Origin of the sequence: Dietzia sp. ANT_WB102, assembly GCF_008369165.1 — a bacterium.
GTDB lineage: Bacteria > Actinomycetota > Actinomycetes > Mycobacteriales > Mycobacteriaceae > Dietzia.
Genome location: NZ_VOBA01000001.1, coordinates 1,702,430 through 1,722,950, shown reverse-complemented (window position 1 = coordinate 1,722,950; position 20,521 = coordinate 1,702,430). Strand labels below are relative to the sequence as shown.

The window sequence follows — 20,521 nt, the reverse complement described above, 5'->3', positions numbered from 1 at the left end:
GGGTGCACAACTGGGCGGAGTTGCCGCCGGATCCGCTCGCCGTCCTCCACGCCTGCGCGCGCCGCGCCGAGCGCGAGGAACTCCCGCCGCCAGCGGCTCTGTTCGGGGACTGGCTCGGCGCAGCCGCAGTGATCGCCCCGTCAGTCGATCTGTCACCCGTCGATCCTGCGCACGTCTTCGCAGGTGACCACCTCGTCGTCGATCCCGACCGTGGCTCCCCCACCCGCCCCGGCGGCCCCATGGCCGACGAGGCGCCCTTCACGGTGGGATTCCGTTCCTATCCGGACGTCCCGCCCGGCGCCCGACGGCTGTTGCCCGAAGCCGTATCCGGACGGGCCGACGGGATCCTCATGCTCGGACATGACGGCCACTGGAGCGCGCGGGGTACGGTCCCCGCCCCCGGGGATCTGGACGTCCGACCGAGAGAGGGCGACGACGACGAAGTCGCCACCCCCGACTGGGCCGCCCCGGATCGGTCCGCCCACCAGGCAGCGGTCACGTCCTGCCTCGAGGCGATCAGGGCTGGCGAGATCTACCAGGCCTGCCTGTCCACCCGGCTGGACGGCCGCCTGCACGGCGAGCCGATCGCACTGTTCAGCGCATTGTGGCGGCGAACTCGAGCCCGGCGGGCGGCGTTCCTGGCGGGACCGTGGGGGGCGGTCGTCTCGCTCTCCCCGGAGACGTACTTGACCCGCCAAGGCCGCGACGTGCGGTCCGCGCCCATCAAGGGCACCCTGCCCCTGGCCGCCGACCCCGAGCTGCTGCGCGCGTCGGAGAAAGACGTCGCGGAGAACATCATGATTGTCGACCTGGTCCGCCACGACCTCGGGCGCACCGCCGACCTGGGTTCGGTGACCGTTCCCGAACTGCTCGCCGTCCGGGAGGCACCCGGAGTGTGGCACCTGGTCTCGACCGTCGCCGCGCGGACCGGCGTGCCGCACGCCGAGCTCGTGGACACCACGTTCCCGCCCGCCTCCGTCACCGGCACCCCCAAGCTGCGCGCCCGCGAGCTCATCGCCGAGTGGGAGCCGCGGGCCCGGGGCCTGCACTGCGGCGCGATCGGCATCGCCGGTCCCGGGGAGCTCGACCTGTCGGTGGCGATCCGCACTCTGGAGGTGGCGCCGGACGGGCGGGTGGAGATGGGCGTGGGCGGCGGCATCACCATCGACTCCGACCCAGACGCCGAATGGGAGGAGTGCGTCCACAAGGCGGCGTTCACCTGGGGTGGTGGCCCGGCACCCTGGCCGGCATGAGCCGTCAGCCGCGTGAGTCGAGTACCGCCTGGTACAGCTCCCGCTTGGTCACCGTCGCCCCCTCGGCGACAACAGCGCACGCGTCCTTGAGTCGCTCGCCGGCCTCGACCCGCTCCTCCACGATCTCCACGAGATCCTCAAGCGTCGCACCCGACGCGGCAGACTCGGCGCCCTCGACGACCACGACGATCTCCCCCAGCACGCCCCCGGCCGTCCGCTCCGCGAGCTCGCCCAGGGTGCCCCGCAGGACCTCCTCGTAGGTTTTCGTCAGCTCCCGGCACACCGCGGCCCGGCGATCCGCGCCCAGTACCTGCGCGGCCTCGGCGAGCGTGTCGGCCAGGCGGTGCGGCGACTCGAAGAACACGCACGTGCGCTCCTCCGCCGCCAACCGGGCCAGCCACGTGCGGCGCCGACCGGCCCGCCGCGGCGGGAAACCATCGAAGCAGAAACGGTCGACCGGGAGCCCGCTGAGCACCAACGCGGTGGTGACCGCCGACGGACCCGGCAGACACGTCACCGGCAGCCCAGCCTCGATACAGGCAACGACCAGCGAGTACCCCGGGTCCGACACCGCCGGCATCCCGGCATCGGTCACCACCGCCACCACGTCCCCGGCGCGGACCCTCTCGATCAACTGGGGTACACGTCCCGCCTCGTTGTGCTCGAAGAAGCTCATCACGCGGCCGCCGATGGTGACCTCGAGGGCCGTAGCCAGGGAGCGCAGCCGGCGGGTGTCCTCCGCGGCCACCACATCGGCTGTCGTCAGGACCTGGCGCAGCCGGTCCGAGGCGTCGGCCGGGTTGCCGATGGGGGTGGCCGCCAACACGACACGTCCGGACGTCATGACGACCACCCTATCCCCGGGCGGGCGCGTCCCCGCCCGTCGCGGGGCCCCCACTATGCTCGGCCTGTGACCTCGACCATCGGCGTGCGCTCACCAGGACGCCCGCTGCCCGCCCCGGACACCGGTCCGGTCGACACGACCCGCGACTGGATCGTCACCGGCGTCATCCTGGCCCTGGCGTTCGTCTCCCGCTTCTGGGGCCTGACCTCGGCCACGGACAAGGGCACCCCGGTGTTCGACGAAAAGCACTACGCACCGCAGTCGTACAACGTCGCTCAGCTCGGGATCGAGGAGAACCCCGCCTACGGCCTGGTCGTCCACCCCCCGGTCGCCAAGCAGATCCAGTCCATCGGCGGGATGCTCTTCGACTACACCCCGATGGGCTGGCGGTTCACCGCGGCCCTGGCCGGGGTTCTCGTCGTGCTCATGGTCATGCGCATCACCCGCCGACTGACCAGATCGACCCAGCTCGGCCTGGTCGCCGGGCTGCTGCTCTGCCTCGACGGCGTCACCTTCGTGACGTCCCGTATCGGCATGCTGGACATCTATCAGGTGCTGTTCGTCGTCGCGGCCGCCGGCGCCTTGCTGGTCGACCGGGACCGGATGCGCACACGTATGCACCGCGCCGCCGTCGAGGGCCGACTTCACCTGTCACCCCTCGGGCCGCGCCTGGGATTCCGCTGGTGGCGGTTCGCGGCCGGCGTCATGCTGGGCCTGGCGCTCGGTGTCAAATGGTCCGGCCTGTACTTCATCGCTTTCTTCGGCCTCATGAGTGTGGCCTGGGACTGGGCGCTGCGCAGCCGATACGCGATACAGCGGCCTCTCGCCGGTGCGTTGCTCCGCGACGCGGTGCCGGCCTTCCTCACCCTCGTGGTGTGGCCGGCGCTTCTCTACATGTTCACGTGGCTGCCCTGGTTCGCCGACGAGAACTCGGTCTACCGGCATGTCGTGGGAGACAAGGTCGAGGACAACTGGATTCCCGACGCGCTGCAGTCGTGGATGTATTACCAGTCGTCGGTGCTGGACTTCCACTCCTCGCTGACCACCTCGGCCGGTAACCGGCACCCCTGGGAGTCCAAGCCGTGGACCTGGCCCATGAGCTTGCGCCCGATGCTCTATTACGTCGAACAGGGCGACGACGTCGCCGGATGCGGGGAGGCCTCGTGCGTCCGGGCGATCATGCTCCTGGGCACGCCCGCCATCTGGTGGCTGGCGGTCCCTGTTCTGGCGTGGGCATTCTGGCGCGCGGTGGTCTGCCGCGACGGCCGCTACGCCTTCGCACTGGTGGGCTACACAGCCGGGTACCTACCGTGGTTCTTCCAGCATGATCGGCAGATGTACTTCTTCTACGCCGCGGTCATGGCGCCGTTCTTCGTGATGATGATCGCCCTGGCACTGGGCGAAATCGCGGGTAAGGCCACCGACTCGTCCGGGCGGCAACTGATCGGTCGCAGCATCGTGTGCCTGTACCTGGCGCTGGTCGCGGTGAATTTCATCTACGCGCTACCCATTCTCTCGGGCATGCCCATCACCCAGACCGAGTGGAGTCACCAACTCTGGCTGCCCTCCTGGCGCTGACGGGCCCACGTGCCGGCGGGCGTCAGCCGCCCAGCACCCTGTCGATGCTGAACCGGCCCGCGCCGACCGCCGCGACGAGCAACGCCCCCACGCCGAGCGCCACCACGAGTTCCCATCCGTTCTGCGTGATGAACGGCCCGTTGGTCGCGTGGACGAAGTAGAACGCCCCGGCCATGTCGACGCCGAGCAGGATTCCGGCCAAAGGCGTGAGGAGGCCGGCGATGAGGGCGGCCCCGGCGACCAGTTCCACGCCGGCCACGATCGCGGCGGTGACGGCCGGCTGTGGGATGCCGTAGCCCGCGAACTGCTCCCCCACCCGGTTCAGACCGAGCGTGAAGAACTTCTGCCACCCGTGGGCCGCGAACACCACCCCGAGGCCGACGCGGGCCAGGAGGATCGCGGCGTCGCGGAGGGTCTCCATCCCCCTCACGGGAGGATGCCCCGGCCGGCCGTGGTGATCCGGCGGTTGAGGAACGTCATCGCGAGAGAATAGAGCGGCGGGGCGAACCTCTGGGCAGCGAATCCGATGCGGATGTCCGGCGAGGTGTAGACGATGTAGCGTCCCTTGCGCACGCCCTCGAGCATCTTCTCCGCGGCCTCGTCGGGGGTCACCGCGTGGCGACGGAACTGCTCGACGGTCCTGGCCACCTGGGGGTCGGAGCGATCGACGCCCGCGATCTCCACCGTCTCCACGAGCGGGGTGTCCACTCCGCCGGGACAGACGAGGTGCACGCCGATGTCGTACGGCGCGAGGTCGAATCGCAGCACTTCGGCGATCCCGCGGATACCGAACTTGGCGGCACTGTACGCGGCGTGCCACGGCAGTCCGAGCAGCCCGGCAGCAGAGGAGACGAGGACGAGCGCGGCGGGCGTGCGCGCCGCCATCATCGCGGGCACGAATGCCTCGATCACGTGGATCGTGCCCATGAGGTTGACCTCGACCATCGACCTCCAGGTCCGATGTTCGAGCAGATCCGGACGGCCCCACGCCGAGTTCCCCGCCACGTGGAAGACGGCGTGGGGCGCGCCGATCTCGGCCACGACGTGCTCACCGAACGCGATCACGGCCTCGTGGTCGGTGATATCCACGGACTCCGAGACCAGTACCAGCGCGCCAGCATCCCGACAGTCCCGCTCGGTGGCAGCCAATCCCTCGGTGTTGATGTCGGTGAGCACCAGCCGGGCGCCCTCGCGCGCGAGTCCCAGCGCCGCCGCCCGGCCGATCCCGCTGGCCGCGCCGGTCACCACGCAGGTCTTGCCCAGGTAGCTCCTGATCCGTCGCCTCGACATTCGCTCCCCTAGTCCGGGCCCGGGTCGTCAGCGGCGGGCCACCTGATGAGATCACCGTAGCGGCCCGCCGGGGGACGTGAGGCCGGTGTCGCCGGGCGCGTCCGATCTACACGGGCGGCGTGAGGCGGGTCGCCTGCAGGGTGTCCTGGCCCCCGCGCGCGGGAATCGGCGGCACGTACTCGCGCAGCACGCAGCGGCTACCGCTGTAGATGGTGGCCATGCAGCGGTTGCAGTGCACGCAGAGCGATCGACGCCGGTCGTCTTCCTTGAGCTTGTTGGGAAGGTCCGGCTCCCGCAGCAGCCCACGGCCCATGGCGACAAACTCGAACCCGGCGTTCATCGCCTTGTCGATGGACGGTCGGTCGACGATGCCGCCGAGCAACATCATCGGCAGGTCCACGGCCTCGCGGATCTGGCGGGCATCGTCGAGCATGTACGCGTCGGTGTACGGGTATTCCTTGAACATCTTCGGGCCCACGACCTTCATGCCCATCTTGATGACCGCGGGCTGGGTCGCGGCGAACTCCTCGAGCGGTGCGTCGCCCTTGAAGAGGTAGATCGGGTTGAGCAGGGAACTTCCGACGGTCATGACCAGGGCGTCGGCGGAACCGTCCTGCTCGAGCCACTGGGCGACCTGGCGGGCTTCGTCGATCCAGAAGCCGCCGGGGACGCCGTCGTCCATGTTGAGCTTGATGGTCACGGCTATCTTGTCGCCCATGGCGTCGCGGATGGCGCGACCGATGCGGCGGGCGAAGCGGGCGCGGTTTTCCAGCGATCCGCCGTAGGAGTCCTTGCGCCTGTTGAGCTTGGGGCTGAGGAACTCGCTGACGAGATAATTGTGGCCGAAGTGCACCTCGATGGCGTCAAAGCCGGCCTCGTATGCCCCGCGGGCGGCACGGACGTGATCCGACACGATCCGGTCTATGTCGGCCTCGGTGCACGCCTTGGTGATCGCCAACCCGGTGGGGGCCGGAATCCGGGACGGCCCGAGCGCGGGCAGACCGTTGGAGCGGCCGTTGGCGACGGCCCCGGCGTGGCCGACCTGGGCCGAGATGGCGGCGCCCTCGGCGTGCACGGCGTCGGTGAGTTTGCGAAGCATCCCGCCGTCGTCCATGCCCCAGTGGTATTGGTGCTTGTCGGTGCGCCCCTCGGGGGAGGTCGCGAGGTAAGCGACGGTCGTCATCCCGACACCGCCGCGGGCGTACTCGGCGTGGAACTCGATGAGCTCGTCGGTGATGCGCCCCCGCGGACAGCGGCCCTCGAAGGTCGCGGCTTTGACGATGCGGTTACGCAGCGTCACATTGCCGATTCTGCCGGGACTGAAGACGTCGGGGGCGGGCGTTCCGGGCGTAAGGGTCATGGGCAAAACTATAACTTGTTCCACCTCGTTGGTCCCGGGTCTGGCCAGCGGTTATGTCTCGCGAATGACAGCCGCGCCGCCCGGTGGCCCCCTACCGCCCGCCACCTGCGGGCCATAGGTTCGCCTTACCCGCTCAGGCTGCCACGCCGATCTCGACAAGAAGTACGCCACAGGCGATCAACACGATCCCCGCGCCCATCGTCGGTGTCAGGGGCTCCCGGAAGAGCAGTCGGCTGAAGACGGCGGCCAGGGCCACGCCCGCGGCCGTCCAGATGCCGTAGGCCACCCCGAGTGGAGTCCCCGCGGCCAGAGTGAGAGACAGGAACACGAACGCCAGCAGGTACCCGGGTGCGACGGCGGCGTACCACCGCCGGTCGTCGACCGCGTTGCGCAGCGAGAGGGTCGCGGCGAGTTCACAAGCGATCGCGACGGCGAGGTAGCCCCATCCCATCACGTGGCTGCGGCCGCCTGTGCGCGAGCACGCTGGGATCCCATCTCGACGCACAGGACACCGGCGATGATCACCGCGATACCGGCGGCCATCAGGAGGGTCAGTGGCTCGTTGAAGATCTGTGCGGACAGGACCGCGGTGAGCGCGACGCCGGTGGCTCCCCAGATGCCGTAGGCCACCCCCAGCGCCAGGCCGGCCCTCAGCGTCTGCGCGAGAAATACGAACGCGCCCAGATAGCCGAGCGCCACCACGGCGTAGAGGACGGGATGGTCGAGAGCGCCCTTGAGCGAGAGCGACCCCACGACTTCGAGGAGGATCGCCGCGCCGAGGTACAGCCACTTCACGGTTCCGGCCTGCACGGGCGGCCCCCTTCCTGTCGGGTCAGACAGAGGACTCCAAGTGAAAAGGCCGTCCCCGCCTCAGCGGAAACGGCCCCTGACCTCGCGGTACGTGGGTGGAGCTAAGGGGAATCGAACCCCTGACCTTCTCGATGCGAACGAGACGCGCTACCAACTGCGCTATAGCCCCTCCGCAACCCTTGCGGGATGCGGCCGCCGCCCTCTCGAGCAGCGTGGAAAACCTTACCAGTACCCCCGGCCTGCCGACCAAACCGGGAGGGTGCCCCACCCGATCGGGCCGCAGACACCGCCCCTGCCCGCCTGGCTCCGGCCCGCTGGGGCCACCCCTCACGCGGCGGCGGTGTGGGTGTGCATTCTCATTTCTTCGTCGTTGAAGACGCTGATCAACTGCGCGGGCCTGGCCCCGGCGGCGGACAGACTGTGCGGGACTCGGGTCGTGCCGGTGTCCATGTCCGCGGGCGCGATGGCTGGCGGGATGGTCAACGCGGACCTGGTGACCAAGGAGTTCGACAGCCGAGGAACTCGTCGCACTCGCGCTGGCCCCGTCCCGCTGGAATGCTGTACGGGAGGAAATCCGTCCGCGGGAGATGCCCTCCCCGGACGGCACCCGGCCAGCCACTGCCAAGGACGGCGTGCTCCTGCGTCAGCGCCGCGGTTGAGACACCACGGGCGGGCCGGTGTCAGCCGACCGCGCGACGAAGCGGCTCCCGCTGCCGACGCCGGTGATCGTGATGTCCGGGCTCGGTGTCCAGACCCTCGTCGAAGGAATCAAGTACGTCGAACGCCGGGTCCTCGTCGTCGATCTCCAACACCACCGCACCGGGGCGGCGTAGTCGGGGCGGCACGATAGACAGCTCGTCGTCTTCGCGGGATTCCACGCCGAGCCGGGCGCGACGCATCCGCTCGACGCGGCGACGGCGCAAACTCTCCTCGAGCATGACCTGGCGGCGGAGGTAGGTCAGGTAGGCCGCCAGCAGCAACACGGAGCCGCTGGCGAACCACCAGACAGCGGGCACGGTGAGCAGTGCGGCGAGTACCGCGACCACGGACAGCGCCACGAGGATGAGTGCTGTGCGCTGCCGCGCGTGGGCCCGCTTTTCGGCCGCCGCGCGATCCGCCATCGGGTCGTAGGCCCCGCGCCCGCGGCGCCGCTCGGCGAAGTCCAGATCGGCGTCGGTGAGCTCGACGTCGGGCTCGGCCGGGCGTCGGCGTCCCCGGTGGGTGAGCACGGCCTCCTCGTCGATGCCCGCGGCGTCCTCGGCATGATCGGTCCGCGCTCCCGCACGCTCCCCTGCCGGGCGTTCGACGAGTTCGCCGTCGACGACCACCGGCCGTTGGGTCTCGTCATCGTGCTCTACTCCGGAGACGTCCCGGTCCACCCCGTCCACGCGGGCATCGCCGACCTCGAGCGCCACGGTCGATGCGCTGCTCTCGTCGACCGACGCGACCGCCCATACCGAGTCCTGCTCGTCGACCACGACGACCGCCGGGATCTCAGAGGTGATCTCCTCGGATGCCGGGTCGCCCGTCGCTGCGGCACGCCGTTCTTCCATGGCGCGGCGGACTGCCTCGCCGCGGCGGCCGGCGGCCTCGCGGCGCAGGGTCTGCTCCAGCAGGTGCTCCCACGTCTCGGTGTCGAGCAGCTCGGCGTCCGTCGAACCCGCCCCGGTGGGCAGCCCGAACACCGATTCCTCGGACTCGGCCTGGACCGGGTCGGCGGCGGCGCGGCCGCGACTCGGCACCAGGCGGCCGGAGCCGCCGGAGTAGAGCGTGCGCGTCTGGGCCAGTGCGTCACCGGTGCGGCGGATGGGATTGCGCGACCGGATGAGCATCGGCGCGAGGACGAACAGCCAGACCACCACCAGCAGGATGATCAGCAGCGAGCTCGACATCGATCAGGCCTCCTCGAGCGTCTACCCCGACACGGGACGTCGTGGTGAGGCCCCAACCGTAACGGCGGGTGCGCTGCGTCCGGTGGCGACGCGCCGCAGGTCACGATGCTCAGGACATACTCAGATGCGCGTTCACACGCGCTGCGCCAGACCCGACGTCACGAGACCCGCGACGGCGCCCCGCCCGTGCTCCTCGCGGGTACGCGCCAGCAGGAGATGATCCCGCCACGCCCCGTCGACGTGGAGGTAGCGTTGCAGCAGTCCCTCCTCGCGGAACCCGCACCGGTCCAGCACGAGCCGGCTGGCTGCGTTCTCAGGCCTGACAGTGGCGTCGATTCGATGCAGTGCTCCCGGGCCCAGCGCGTGATCGACCCCCAGCGCCAGGGCCGCGGTAGCCACTCCGCCACCGATGAACGGCCGTCCCACCCAGTAGCCGATCCATCCCGAGTGGAGTGCGCCGCGCACGATGCCGCCCACGGTAAGCTGCCCGCAGAAGCGGCCGTCCAGTTCGATCGCGGCGGGCAGGGTCGCCCCGGCCCGGGCGTACCGCTTGAGCTGGGAGTGAATGGACGCCCAGGCCCGCGCGGAGTTGTTCTCGCGCCACCGGCCGTCGACAGTCGGTTCCCACGGCTCGAGATGATCTCGCTCGGACAGCCGCAGCGCCGCCCACTCACGCGCGTCGCGACGGCGGACAGGCCGCAGGGTCACCACTCCGGCCCTCACGCGTAGTGGTCCCGCCTCGATTGGCCACCCGGGGTGGGCCGCCGTATCGGCTGCGAAAGCGTTCCACATGCCGCTCACGTCGGCTGCCCGATCACCCGCGCTGGGCGAGGAACATCACGTCGACCTCGTCGCCCGTACGAACCGTCGTGACGACGGGATCGATCACGACGAGACAGTTGGCCTCGGCCAGCGAGGCCAGCAGATGGGTGGAAGAACCTTGGGCACCGCCGAGTGCGCGGACTAAATACTCGCCCGTATCGGTGTCGCGCATCAGTTGTCCGCGCAGGTAGCCGCGACGACCCTCAACAGATGAGATCGGTGCGACGGTCCGTGCACGGACGGTGCGGCGCATGGGCTGACGTTTGCCGAGTGCGATCCGGATAAGTGGCCGGACCATGATCTCGAACACCACCAGCGCGCTCACCGGGTTCGACGGAAGCAGGAAGGTGGGGACCTCGTCTCGCCCGAGTCGACCGAAACCCTGGACCGAGCCCGGGTGCATGGCAACCCGGTTGACCTCGATCTGCCCGAGCTCGGCCATTACCTGGCGGATGCGTGTGGTGGCCTCGCCCCCGGCGGCACCCGAGACCACCACGAGTTCGCTGCGCACCAGTTGCCCCTCGAGCACCTCGCGCAGGCGGGACGGTTCGGTACTGGCGATGCCCACGCGATGGACGTCGGCGCCGGCATCGCGCCCGGCCGCTGTGAGGGCATAGGAGTTGACGTCGTAGACCTGACCTGTGCCGGGGCGCCCGTCCACGTCCACCAGTTCGTCGCCGACGGAGATGACCGCCATCCGCGGCTTGGGGTGTACGAGGACCTTCGCCCGGCCGACCGAGGCGAGTAGGCCGACCTGCGCCGGCCCGATGATGCTGCCCGCGCGGACCGCCACGTCGCCGGGCTGCACATCGTCGCCGATGCGGCGGACGTAGTCACCGGTGCGGACGGCGCGGGTGGGGGTCAGCTGGCGCCCCTCGGCGGTGGCCCACCCGATCGGCAGGACCGCGTCCGCGAGCGTAGGCAGCGGCGCTCCGGTGTCCACGCGGACGGTCTGGCCGGGCTGGAGACGTGCCGGTTGACGAGATCCCGCTGTGATCTGACCGACCACGGGCAAGGTCACCGGTCCGGCGGGACCGTCCCCGCCCTCCGTAGACGCCCCACCGACGCGAACGTCGACGCTGCGTACCGCGTATCCGTCGATCGCGGCCTGGTCGAACGCCGGCAGCGGCCGCTCGGCCACGACCTCCTCGGCGCACAGCAGACCCTGCGCCTCCGAGATCGCCACTCGGACCGGGCGCGGCGCGACCGCGGCCGCCGTCACCAGAGCCAGTTGTTCCTCGACGGAGCGCACCAGGTGTCCCCTTCCCGTACCCGTCACCGCCCGTTGACCGGGCCAGCCTCGCCTACCGCGCTATCAGGACCCCAGTCGACCCGAGAGCCATTCGTGGAGGTCGTCCGCGTACGCCGGATTACCCAGCGCGAAGTCGACGCAGGCCTTGATGTACCCCCCCGGGTTGCCCAGATCGTGTCGTTGTCCGTCGTGGACCACCACGTGTACGGGGTGCCCCTCGTCGATGAGTAAGTCGATTGCATCGGTGAGCTGCAGTTCTCCACCGGCCCCCGGCTCGATCCTGCGCAGCGCGTCAAAGATCGCGCGGTCGAGTATGTACCTGCCGGCCGCAGCGAGGTTGGACGGTGCGTCTTCGACGGCGGGCTTCTCGACCATGCCGATCACCTTCTTCACCGACGGGTCGTCGGTGTCCTCGACCTCGAACACGCCGTAGGAGGACACATCCTCCGGGGCGACCTCGAACGCACACAACACGCTGCCACCGCGGGCCTCGCGGACGGCCGACATGCGCCCGAGGATCCCGAACGGCAGCACGAGGTCGTCCGGCAGCAGCACGGCGACGGCCTGCTCGTCGTCCCCGAGCACGGACTCCACCTGTGCGACCGCGTGACCGAGCCCCAGGGGCTCGTCCTGGCGAACATCCACGACTTCGATGAGCCCCTGCGCACGCTGGACTTTGTGTAGCAGGACGTCCTTGCCGCGGTCGGTGAGCGTGCCCTCGAGAACACTGTCCTCGGCGAAGTGCGCCATCACGCCGACCTTGCGTTCCGACGTGACGATCGCGAGCCGCCCGGCCCCAGCCTCTGTGGCCTCCTCGGCGATGAGCTCGATACCCGGGGTGTCCACGACGGGCAACAGTTCCTTGGGCACGGTCTTGGTGGCGGGCAGGAACCTGGTCCCCAGCCCGGCCGCCGGCACGACGGCGGTCCGGAATTGCGGGTCGACAGAGGTGCTGGACGTCATGGCGACCACCTTAGACCTCGCACCCGGCACCTCGGGGTGGCGCCACGCGCGGCAGACTGGGGTCATGCAGCAGGCTCAGCCTGGTCGCGCGGACGCGACCGTCTCCACCGAGGTCGCCAAGACGCGGTTACGCCGTGAGGTCCTCGCCCGTCGCGCCGCGGTGCCGGCGTCGGTGCGCGCCGAGCGGGACCGGAGAATTGTCGAGCGTCTAGCCGGGATAGTCACCGCGGGGATGGTGGTCTGCGCGTATGTCCCCGACGACGACGAGGCCGGCGGGCGGGGCCTGGCCGACGAGCTCGTCCGGTCCGGAGCTCGGGTGTTCCTGCCGGTCTCGCCTGCGGCCGGTCCGTTGGAATGGGCCGCATACGCGGGGCCGGCGGACCTGGTGCCCGGCCGGTTCGGCATCCCCGTCCCGTCGGCGCCCCCCGCCGGGCCCGAGTTCATCGCGAGTGCGGATCTCGTCCTGGTGCCCGCAGTAGCCGTGGACAGGACCGGCTGCCGACTCGGCCGTGGCGGCGGGTACTACGACCGGTCACTTGCCCTTGCGGGGCCGAACCCGAGGATGCTCGCCCTACTCGACGCCGAGAACGTCGTCGACCACGTCCCCTCCGAGTCACATGACCGACCCGTCGACGGCGTGATCACCCCGGACGCGGTTCTCGACTTCGGAACTTGGCACTCGCCGGAGTAGAGTGCCAAGCGTTCTCAGATTCTCCTCGGGAGGCCAGATGCCCACCTACTCCTACCGGTGCCGTGACTGCAACGTCGCCTTCGACATCCAGCAGTCCTTCAACGAGGATTCGTTGACCGTCTGCCCCGAGTGCAACGGAGCACTGCGCAAGCTCTTCAACACGGTCGGCGTCGTCTTCAAGGGCTCCGGCTTCTACCGCACCGATAGTCGCGCTGCGGGAGACAGCAGGTCGGCATCCCCGGCAGCCACATCCAGCAGCGACTCGTCGGGCGGTGGGTCCTCGAGCAGTGGATCGTCGACGTCCGGGGCCTCGGGATCCGGCTCGGGCTCCGGTTCGACCGCGGGGTCGAGTTCCTCTTCGGGGTCGTCGACCTCGTCGTCGTCCTAACGGGTCGGCTCCCCCACGCCCGCCCCGACACTGCGGCGGGGCAACACTGCAGCACTGTAGGCAGAACGTCGAATATCGCTCGCGGCTATCCACACCCCCGGCCGTCTCCACAGGCCGCAGACCTCCGAGACGTGAGTCGAGGTGGCTGCCCCCAGAGCCGCTACGGTCTGATCGACACCGCGCCGGCCCGCCCGGCGCACTCCGATCCGGCGCTCGACACCGAGCGCATCGACCCACGGGGGACCCCATGCGCCGCACCATCGCCTCCGTGACCACACCCGGGCGATGGCGGCGACGGCGCACAGCACGGATAGGGCTCGCGGCCGCGCTCGTGGCGTCGGCCCCGTTCGTGGACCGGCCCGGCACCGTGAACTCCACTGTCCCCGCTGCACCCCCTGGCGCTATCGGGGTCCGCGCTGATGAGGTCGGCGCAGATGGCTTCGGAACAGTCCCCTCACGCGACCCGGTGCGGGTGGTCCCTGTGCCTCTCGCCGACCCCGCCGTGGCCGACCTGCTCCACCCCGGCGACCTGGTCGACCTCGTCGACACGGCCGAGTTCGCCCCCGGCCAGGCTCCTGCGCTCGTCGCCCACGGCGCCCGTGTGCGAGACGTCCCTGCGGGACGGACAGGCAGGCGCTCGCTCCTCGTCGAGGTCCCCGAGGCTGACGCCGCCCAGCTTGCCGCGATCGCTGCAGGGATCCCGCTCGCCATCGTGGTCCACGGATGAGGTAAGGGACCGCATCGAACAGCTAATATTATCCGTGCGATCCATCTCTGAGATCCCACTCTGAGATTCAACTTTGAAAGAGGTGCACTAATGCTCAAGGGCTTCAAAGACTTCATCATGCAGGGCAATGTGATCGATCTGGCGGTCGCCGTCGTGATCGGCACGGCCTTCGCGTCCATCGTCGACGCGTTCACCAGCGCGATCATCAATCCGCTGATCGCACTGCTCGGCGGAGACAAGGAGGTCGGGTTCGCCGTCCAACTCCTCGACAACAACCCCGAGACCGTCATGAACTTCGGGATGCTCATCACCGCGATCATCAACTTCCTGCTGGTCGCGGCCATCATCTACTTCGCCCTGGTCGCACCGATGAACAAGATGAAGGAGGCCGCCGCCAAGCGCAAGGGCATCGAGGCCCCCGCTTCGGACAACGACCTCCTCGTGGAGATCCGCGACCTGCTCGCCGGCCGCCCGCTCACGCACCCCTCCGCCCCGGAGAGCCCGTCCAGCAACTCCTGACCGGCTCTCGCAACCCTGTCGCCCCTCTCCGCAGCGTGTACTGCCGGCGGGGAGCGACAGGGTACTACGACCTGCTGCGGGGTCCGTCAGCCGTGATGGGGCGGGCGCTGCTCGCGCCACCATTCGTCGTCGATACGGCCTTCCGGCGTGCGGACCTCATCCGAGGTGGTCTCAGGCAGGGTGTCGCCGAACACTTCGTCGATTCGGGTGCGGTCCACGTTCCGCGGCGCACCCTCGGCCTGCGGCTCGGTCACAGCTCGTCGAAGGCGGACAGCTGGGCGACCACGTACGACACGAGCGGGCACAGGGTAGCCATCCCGTCGCGAATCGCCGCGCGGCTCGGCGCGAGGTTGGCGACGACCGTGCTTCCCGACACCCCCACGTATCCCCGCGAGACGATCGAGTCGACCGCGCCAGCCGTGAGTCCCGATGACCGGACGGCCTCGGCGATCCCGGGCAGCCGCTGGTCGAGGATCTCCTCGGTGACCTCGGGGGTGATGTCGCGGGGGCCGACCCCGGTGCCGCCCACCGTCACCACGAAGTCGAATCCGCCGACCACGGCCGTCTCGAGGGCCTTGCGTACCTCCGCCTCGTCGGCGGGCACGCCCACGACACCGCCGACGAGGAAACCCTCCTCCTCGAGCAGTTCGGTGACCAGGGGGCCAATCGAATCTTCCTCGTCGTCCAGACGGTCCGTCACCACCACTACCATGGCCCGACCAGCGATCTGAGGCTCGACGGGCTCAAGGGCAGCCGGATCGAAGTCAAGACCGGCGGAAAGCTTTCGGCCTCCGGGCAGAGCCCGCGGATCAAATCTGGTGCTCATCTGGCCTCTCCCAGTACAACGTCGACGGACTTGGGTGCTTCTCCCTCACGAGAAGCATAGGTGACGCTCACCGTCTCCCCCGGAGGCCGGGACCGGATCGCCGCGACGAGCGCGTCGCCACCCTCGATGAGTCGTTCCCCCACCCCGGTGATGACCGCTCCCTCGTTGATTCCGGCGCGCTCGGCAGGTCCCCCCGGCTCGACGGCGCGCACGAGCGCCCCGTCACCGCTCGGTGAGTCACTGACCGACACCCCGAGCACCGCGCGGGTCGCGTACCCCTGCTTGATCAACTGGTCTGCGATCCGCCGGGCCTGGTCCACGGGGATCGCGAATCCCAGACCGATCGACCCGGAGTTGCCCGACCCCAGCGACGCGATCGCCGAGTTGATGCCGACCAACTCGCCGTTCATATTGACCAGTGCGCCGCCCGAATTGCCCGGATTCACGGCGGCATCGGTCTGGATGGCGTCGATGACAGTGCTCTGGTCGGACTCCGCCCCGCCGGCCCTGACCGGGCGGTCGAGCGCGGAGACGATGCCCGTGGTGACAGTGCCCGACAACCCGAGCGGCGACCCGACCGCGGCCACCGCCTGACCCTCTGTCAGCGTCGCCGAGGACCCCAACGAGATCGGAGTGAGCGAGCGGGAGGTCTCGACTTTGACGACCGCGATGTCTGTGGCGGGATCCGTGCCCACGACGCTCGCGGGCGCCTTGGATCCGTCGTTGAAACGCACCTGGATCTCACCACCGGCACGGGCCATCGCGATCACGTGGTTATTGGTGACGATGAGCCCGTCCGGGGTCAACACCACTCCGGAACCCTCCCCACGCCCTGTCTGTGAGCGCACATCGATCGAGACCACGCTCGGCAGCACCTTGCCCGCGACCGCCTCGACGGTGCCGTCGGGCGCCTGCCCAACGGGCTGGGATGAATTGACGGGCGCGGACAGGCCCGTCGAGGACCCGTCGGCGACCGTCGCACCGATCCACCCACCGAGCCCGCCCGAGACGAGCATGGCGGCCACGATGCCGGCCGCGAGCAGGCCGCGGCCCGACTTTTGTGGACCTGACGCCGCGGGAGCCGTGCCTGGCCCAGCCCCGGCAAAAGGCGGCTGGTCCGAGGGGTACGCGGCGTCTGCGGGCCGCCACGGTCCGGGCTGCGTGTACCCCTGCGCCGGAGACGACGGGGGGAACGCGGCGGTGGTCCCGCCATCTCCGCCCCTACCCTGCTCCACGTGGTGCTGACCGGTGTACGGGTTCTGACCCGGATACGGGTTCTGCTCGCCGGGTCGGTGACCGGACCCTCCGAGTCCTGCTCCCGATCCCCCGGCCCATTCGTCTGGGGACCCGGGTTCGCCCCGGCCCCGACCGTTGTCGTTCTCCATGCCCCCATGGTTCCGCATTGCGCTGTGTGCCCGCTGAGACCACGCCCACGCCGGGGACGGCCCCGGTGGTCAGCAGAGGACCTATCCGGGCAGGTGCTCGCTGCCCGGGATGGTCAGTCGGACGAGTGCGCCACCGCCCTCGGCGTCGCCGATCTCGACTGTTCCACCGTGCCGAGTCGTCACCTGCCGGACGATGGCGAGCCCTAGACCCGAACCCGGCATCCCCCGGGCCTCGTGGGAGCGGTGGAAACGCTCAAAGACCAACTCTCTGTCCTCCTCCGGGACGCCGGACCCCTGGTCCGCGACGGTCAACTCCATGACCGCGTCGGAGACGGGCCGCATCCGCACGGTCACCGTGCCGCCCGCGGGGCTCCATTTGGCGGCGTTGTCGCACACGTTCAGCACGGCGCGCTCGATACCGGCCGAGTCCCCGAAGCAATACCAGGGCATCAGCTCTACATCGAACTCCACGTCGTGTCGGCGGCGCCGAACCCGCTCGAGTGCCCGGTCGACCGCATCAGCGAGCGCGACCGGCTCCAACTCGACCTCACCGGAATCCTCGCGAGCAAGCTCGACCAGATCGCCCACCAGCTGACTCAGTTCGGAGATCTGCGCCACGACGTCTTCTTCCAGAGCGCCTCGATCGGCCTCGGGGATTGTCCGGGCACCGGGCCTACTGGCCGCGATCAGCAGCTCGACGTTTGTCCGCATACTGGTGAGCGGTGTCTTCAGCTCGTGCCCGGCATCCGCGACGAGCCGCGCCTGCCTTTCCCGGCTCTCCCCCAGCGCGACGAGCATCTGATTGAAACTGCGTGTGAGCCGCGCGATCTCGTCGTCACCCGCCACAGGGATGGGTCGCAGGTCATCGGTGCGTGCGATCCGTTCCACCGCCCTGGTCAGTCTCGCCACCGGCGCGAGCCCGGTCCGGCCGACCGCGGTCCCGGCCACCGCGGCCAGCGCGATGCCCGCCGCCCCGACGAGCGTGAGCACGATCGCCAGGCGGTTCAGCGCAGCCCGGGTCGGGCTGAGATCCTGGGCGAGGATGAGCGTCGACCCGTCGCGAACCCCCACGGCGTAAATCTGCTTTCCGCCGGACGTGCGCAGGCTCGACTCGGCGTCCCCGCGGACCACTGAGATCTCCGGCCCGCCGATCTGGAAAGGTTCGCCGGTCGCGGTGCGCACACCGGAGGGCGCAACGATCTGCGCGTCCAGATTCGGATTGAATGCCCGCAACGCGATCAGCGTGCTTCGGGACTGAAGGGCGAACTCGGACGCGAGTTGACTGTTCACCAGTTGATCGGCCTGCTGCTCCAGGCGATTATTGACGTCGCTGTACAGCGACCCCGACACGACGAAATACGCCGCGACGGCCATGAGGGCCACCGCGACGCCCACCGAACTCGCCGCCAGCAACGTCACCCGCTGGCGCAGTGAGATCGGTGCGGAATTCACCCGCATCGTGCGAGTCCGCACTATGGCGTCTCACGCAGTACGTAACCCACGCCACGCACGGTGTGGATCAACCGGCTCTCGCCCTCCCCTTCCGTCTTACGTCGCAGGTATCCGATGTAGACCTCGAGCGCGTTACCCGAGGTCGGGAAGTCGTAACCCCACACCTCTTCGAGGATGTGGCTGCGGGTTAGGACCCGGCGCGGGTGATGCATGAGCAGTTCGAGGAGCGAGAATTCGGTGCGGGTGAGCTGGATCCGGCGCTCGCCGCGGGTGACCTCGCGAGTGGCGAGGTCCATCTTCAGGTCCTCGAACTCCAGCACCTCGTCGACCTCATCGACGTCGGGGCTGCGGCGACGCAGCAGCGCACGCAGGCGCGCGAGGAGCTCCTCAAGCGCGAACGGCTTGGGCAGGTAGTCGTCGGCCCCGGCATCCAGACCGGCGACCCGCTCGGACACCGCATCCCTGGCAGTGAGCATAAGCACCGCCAGGTCGTCACCCCTGCTGCGCAGGATCCGGCACACCTCGAGACCGTCCCGACGGGGCATCATCACGTCGAGGATGACCGCATCCGGCCGGTTGGCGTCGACCCGCTCGATCGCTTCGACGCCGTCGCCGGCGAGCTCGACGTCGTACCCGTTGAACGTCAGGGAACGCCGGAGCGATTCGCGCACGGCCTGGTCGTCGTCGACAACGAGAATCTTCATGTCCAGAAGTCTTACGTATCCGACTGAACCGCGGCTGAGGATTCGCCGCGGAGGGACGATTACGGACCTCCACAGACGCCGACGAGCCCGATGGGTCCATGCGGACTCACCGGGCTCGTGACCGGGCGTGTGCGTGCGGCGCTCCGTGGCGCCGCCGTGCTCGGCTACGCCCCGAGGCGCAGCCGACGCGACTCAGCGGTCGAGATCGACCAGGCCGAGCTGGGCGGCCTTGACCAGACGACGGGGCAGCACAACGGGGCGACCGTCGACCTTGGTCTCCTGAAGGGCGACGTTGTCAGCCTTCCACTGGGACCGGCGGGAGTGGGTGTTGGCACGCGAGAGGCGGCGCTTGGGAACTGCCATGGTTATCGTCCTCGGGGTCTAGGAGGTGGATCGGGGCGCGGGCGCCCCGTTGCTCACTTGCGGCGGGCGCGGGTGCCGTAGCGGCGCTGGAACTTCTCGACGCGGCCGGCGGTGTCCATGACACGCTGCGCGCCGGTCCAGAACGGGTGCGACTCGCTGGTCACGTCCACGACGATGAGCGGGTAGGTCTGACCGTCCTCCCACTCGACCGTGCGGCTGCTGGTCGCAGTGGAACGGGTGAGGAACTTGGTGCCCGTGCCCGAGTCCTGGAAGACCACCGGGTGGTAGTCGGGGTGGATGTCGTTCTTCATACTGGATCCCTCTAGCTCGGTAGAAGTCTGTAGGTCTGGCGCTCGCCCGTGCAAGAGCGCATCTGCCAGTGGCCGAACCGGGGATCCCGGTGTCAGCACACGCGTCGGTAGATATTACCCGTAGGATGGCCTGGCACCCAATCCGGGCGCGACGGACATACGCTCGTCGGCGCCGATAGGCCCGTTGACGTGCCGATTACCGTTTCGCGCGGCCGGGCCGTAAACTAGACCATCGCTGTTGTCTGCACGTTTGCTATCGCCTCTCACGGTGCTCGCGACGTGGCGGTAAGCCCCCGTTCGGCCCCGGCCGTCCGGAGATGCCCCTCCGCCGCGCGCCATCGCAGGACGGGGCGGAAGGAGAACCACGCCATGTCGGCGCATTGCCAGGTAACGGGACGGAAGCCGGGTTTCGGCAAGTCCGTCTCGCACTCACACCGCAGGACCAACCGTCGCTGGAACCCGAACATCCAGCGCCGTAGCTATTTCGTGCCCTCCGAGGGCCGTCGCGTCACGCTGACGGTCTCGACCAAGGGCATCAAGACCATCGACCGCGATGGCATCGAGGCCGTCGTGGCCCGCATCCGTGCCCGTGGGGAGAAGATCTGAGATGGCCCGTAACGACATCCGCCCCATCATTAAGCTGAAGTCCACGGCCGGTACCGGGTTCACCTACGTGACCCGCAAGAACCGTCGTAACAATCCGGACCGCATCGTCCTCAAGAAGTTCGACCCGGTCGTCCGTAAGCACGTCGAATTCCGAGAGGAGCGCTGACTCGTGGCCAAGAAGTCCAAGATCGCGCGCAACGAGCAGCGCAAGGCCAAGGTCGCCCGGTTCGCCGAGCGTCGCGCCGAGCTCAAGACCATCATCAAGAACCCCAAGAGCACGGACGAGGAGCGCATGGACGCCCAGACCGCGCTCAACAAGATGCCGCGTGACGCCTCGCCGGTGCGAGTCCGTAACCGCGATGTCGCCGACGGTCGTCCCCGCGGCTACCTCCGCAAGTTCGGCCTCTCCCGCGTCCGGATGCGCGAGATGGCCCACCGTGGCGAGCTGCCCGGTGTCACGAAGTCGAGTTGGTGAGTAGGTAACC

At 69.3% G+C, this 20,521-nt stretch carries 27 protein-coding genes and 1 tRNA gene; 9 read left to right on the top strand and 19 right to left on the bottom strand.

Going from position 1 to position 20,521, the window contains the following annotated elements:
* Positions 1-2: 2 nt before the first annotated feature.
* Positions 3-1,253: an aminodeoxychorismate synthase component I gene (locus FQ137_RS08005; RefSeq protein WP_149291918.1), complete on the top strand. Its 1,251-nt coding sequence runs from the start codon at positions 3-5 to the stop codon at positions 1,251-1,253.
* A 4-nt stretch (positions 1,254-1,257) separates the two neighbouring features.
* Here FQ137_RS08005 and rsmI read toward each other — a convergent pair whose 3' ends face one another.
* The gene (rsmI, locus tag FQ137_RS08000; RefSeq protein ID WP_149291917.1) at positions 1,258-2,097 is read right to left on the bottom strand and encodes a 16S rRNA (cytidine(1402)-2'-O)-methyltransferase; all 840 of its coding nucleotides are present in this window, start codon (positions 2,095-2,097) and stop codon (positions 1,258-1,260) included.
* A gap of 66 nt (positions 2,098-2,163) precedes the next feature.
* Between rsmI and FQ137_RS07995 the strand changes: the two genes are divergently transcribed.
* On the top strand, positions 2,164-3,675 hold the full coding sequence (locus FQ137_RS07995; RefSeq protein ID WP_149291916.1) for a dolichyl-phosphate-mannose--protein mannosyltransferase: 1,512 nt from the start codon (positions 2,164-2,166) through the stop codon (positions 3,673-3,675).
* 22 nt (positions 3,676-3,697) lie between these two features.
* Here FQ137_RS07995 and FQ137_RS07990 read toward each other — a convergent pair whose 3' ends face one another.
* From FQ137_RS07990 to FQ137_RS07940, 11 genes are all read right to left on the bottom strand, one after another.
* Positions 3,698-4,096 carry a DoxX family protein gene (locus tag FQ137_RS07990; RefSeq protein ID WP_149291915.1) on the bottom strand — a complete coding sequence of 133 codons (399 nt, stop codon included), beginning with the start codon at positions 4,094-4,096 and terminating at the stop codon, positions 3,698-3,700.
* Between the two features lie 5 nt (positions 4,097-4,101).
* Positions 4,102-4,965, bottom strand: a complete 864-nt coding sequence (locus FQ137_RS07985; protein WP_149291914.1) for an SDR family oxidoreductase — start codon at positions 4,963-4,965, stop codon at positions 4,102-4,104.
* Positions 4,966-5,071: 106 nt separating this feature from the next.
* A complete protein-coding gene (locus FQ137_RS07980) occupies positions 5,072-6,325 on the bottom strand; it encodes an NADH:flavin oxidoreductase (RefSeq protein WP_149291913.1) in 1,254 nt (417 codons plus the stop codon).
* A gap of 133 nt (positions 6,326-6,458) precedes the next feature.
* Entirely contained in the window at positions 6,459-6,776 is a 318-nt protein-coding gene (locus tag FQ137_RS07975; RefSeq protein WP_149292717.1) for a multidrug efflux SMR transporter, read from the bottom strand.
* The gene (locus tag FQ137_RS07970) at positions 6,776-7,135 is read right to left on the bottom strand and encodes a multidrug efflux SMR transporter (protein WP_255583801.1); all 360 of its coding nucleotides are present in this window, start codon (positions 7,133-7,135) and stop codon (positions 6,776-6,778) included. Before FQ137_RS07970 ends, FQ137_RS07975 begins: the two co-directional genes overlap by 1 nt.
* 96 nt (positions 7,136-7,231) lie before the next feature.
* Positions 7,232-7,304, bottom strand: a tRNA-Ala gene (locus tag FQ137_RS07965).
* A gap of 158 nt (positions 7,305-7,462) precedes the next feature.
* Positions 7,463-7,618, bottom strand: a complete 156-nt coding sequence (locus tag FQ137_RS07960; RefSeq protein WP_188064837.1) for a hypothetical protein — start codon at positions 7,616-7,618, stop codon at positions 7,463-7,465.
* A gap of 197 nt (positions 7,619-7,815) precedes the next feature.
* Entirely contained in the window at positions 7,816-9,027 is a 1,212-nt protein-coding gene (gene glpR / locus FQ137_RS07955; RefSeq protein ID WP_149291912.1) for a gephyrin-like molybdotransferase receptor GlpR, read from the bottom strand.
* A gap of 132 nt (positions 9,028-9,159) precedes the next feature.
* Positions 9,160-9,819 carry a GNAT family N-acetyltransferase gene (locus FQ137_RS07950; RefSeq protein WP_149291911.1) on the bottom strand — a complete coding sequence of 220 codons (660 nt, stop codon included), beginning with the start codon at positions 9,817-9,819 and terminating at the stop codon, positions 9,160-9,162.
* A 22-nt stretch (positions 9,820-9,841) separates the two neighbouring features.
* Positions 9,842-11,101 carry a gephyrin-like molybdotransferase Glp gene (gene glp, locus FQ137_RS07945; RefSeq protein WP_149291910.1) on the bottom strand — a complete coding sequence of 420 codons (1,260 nt, stop codon included), beginning with the start codon at positions 11,099-11,101 and terminating at the stop codon, positions 9,842-9,844.
* Between the two features lie 63 nt (positions 11,102-11,164).
* Positions 11,165-12,064 (bottom strand): UTP--glucose-1-phosphate uridylyltransferase, encoded by a 900-nt coding sequence (locus tag FQ137_RS07940; RefSeq protein WP_149291909.1) that lies wholly within the window; start codon positions 12,062-12,064, stop codon positions 11,165-11,167.
* Here FQ137_RS07940 and FQ137_RS07935 point away from each other — a divergent pair.
* The 4 genes from FQ137_RS07935 to mscL all read left to right on the top strand — a co-directional run bounded on the left by FQ137_RS07935 (position 12,063) and on the right by mscL (position 14,389).
* Positions 12,063-12,755 (top strand): 5-formyltetrahydrofolate cyclo-ligase, encoded by a 693-nt coding sequence (locus FQ137_RS07935; RefSeq protein WP_255583800.1) that lies wholly within the window; start codon positions 12,063-12,065, stop codon positions 12,753-12,755. The two genes, FQ137_RS07940 and FQ137_RS07935, sit on opposite strands and share 2 nt — an antisense overlap.
* 37 nt (positions 12,756-12,792) lie before the next feature.
* Positions 12,793-13,143: an FmdB family zinc ribbon protein gene (locus FQ137_RS07930; RefSeq protein WP_149291908.1), complete on the top strand. Its 351-nt coding sequence runs from the start codon at positions 12,793-12,795 to the stop codon at positions 13,141-13,143.
* Positions 13,144-13,411: 268 nt separating this feature from the next.
* Positions 13,412-13,870, top strand: a complete 459-nt coding sequence (locus tag FQ137_RS07925; RefSeq protein WP_255583799.1) for a hypothetical protein — start codon at positions 13,412-13,414, stop codon at positions 13,868-13,870.
* A gap of 90 nt (positions 13,871-13,960) precedes the next feature.
* Positions 13,961-14,389: a large conductance mechanosensitive channel protein MscL gene (mscL, locus tag FQ137_RS07920; RefSeq protein ID WP_149291906.1), complete on the top strand. Its 429-nt coding sequence runs from the start codon at positions 13,961-13,963 to the stop codon at positions 14,387-14,389.
* Between the two features lie 86 nt (positions 14,390-14,475).
* Here mscL and FQ137_RS15370 read toward each other — a convergent pair whose 3' ends face one another.
* From FQ137_RS15370 to FQ137_RS07890, 7 genes are all read right to left on the bottom strand, one after another.
* The gene (locus tag FQ137_RS15370) at positions 14,476-14,643 is read right to left on the bottom strand and encodes a hypothetical protein (protein ID WP_188064834.1); all 168 of its coding nucleotides are present in this window, start codon (positions 14,641-14,643) and stop codon (positions 14,476-14,478) included.
* Positions 14,640-15,215, bottom strand: coding sequence for a molybdenum cofactor biosynthesis protein B (locus FQ137_RS07915; RefSeq protein WP_149291905.1), 576 nt, complete (start codon positions 15,213-15,215; stop codon positions 14,640-14,642). The genes FQ137_RS15370 and FQ137_RS07915 overlap by 4 nt, the downstream gene beginning before the upstream one ends.
* On the bottom strand, positions 15,212-16,600 hold the full coding sequence (locus FQ137_RS07910; RefSeq protein WP_188064831.1) for a trypsin-like peptidase domain-containing protein: 1,389 nt from the start codon (positions 16,598-16,600) through the stop codon (positions 15,212-15,214). Before FQ137_RS07910 ends, FQ137_RS07915 begins: the two co-directional genes overlap by 4 nt.
* Before the next feature lie 81 nt (positions 16,601-16,681).
* Entirely contained in the window at positions 16,682-18,058 is a 1,377-nt protein-coding gene (locus FQ137_RS07905) for a HAMP domain-containing sensor histidine kinase (protein ID WP_255583798.1), read from the bottom strand.
* 14 nt (positions 18,059-18,072) lie between these two features.
* Positions 18,073-18,756: a response regulator transcription factor gene (locus FQ137_RS07900; RefSeq protein ID WP_149291903.1), complete on the bottom strand. Its 684-nt coding sequence runs from the start codon at positions 18,754-18,756 to the stop codon at positions 18,073-18,075.
* A 192-nt stretch (positions 18,757-18,948) separates the two neighbouring features.
* Positions 18,949-19,119: a 50S ribosomal protein L32 gene (gene rpmF, locus FQ137_RS07895; protein ID WP_149291902.1), complete on the bottom strand. Its 171-nt coding sequence runs from the start codon at positions 19,117-19,119 to the stop codon at positions 18,949-18,951.
* Between the two features lie 53 nt (positions 19,120-19,172).
* A complete protein-coding gene (locus FQ137_RS07890) occupies positions 19,173-19,430 on the bottom strand; it encodes a type B 50S ribosomal protein L31 (protein ID WP_149291901.1) in 258 nt (85 codons plus the stop codon).
* A 369-nt stretch (positions 19,431-19,799) separates the two neighbouring features.
* Between FQ137_RS07890 and rpmB the strand changes: the two genes are divergently transcribed.
* Genes rpmB through rpsN form a run of 3 tightly spaced genes read left to right on the top strand, consistent with a single transcriptional unit; the run spans position 19,800 to position 20,511 of the window.
* Positions 19,800-20,036 (top strand): 50S ribosomal protein L28, encoded by a 237-nt coding sequence (gene rpmB / locus FQ137_RS07885; protein WP_010542299.1) that lies wholly within the window; start codon positions 19,800-19,802, stop codon positions 20,034-20,036.
* A 1-nt stretch (position 20,037) separates the two neighbouring features.
* The gene (rpmG, locus tag FQ137_RS07880) at positions 20,038-20,202 is read left to right on the top strand and encodes a 50S ribosomal protein L33 (RefSeq protein ID WP_010542298.1); all 165 of its coding nucleotides are present in this window, start codon (positions 20,038-20,040) and stop codon (positions 20,200-20,202) included.
* Positions 20,203-20,205: 3 nt separating this feature from the next.
* A complete protein-coding gene (gene rpsN / locus FQ137_RS07875; protein ID WP_149291900.1) occupies positions 20,206-20,511 on the top strand; it encodes a 30S ribosomal protein S14 in 306 nt (101 codons plus the stop codon).
* Positions 20,512-20,521: the final 10 nt, after the last annotated feature.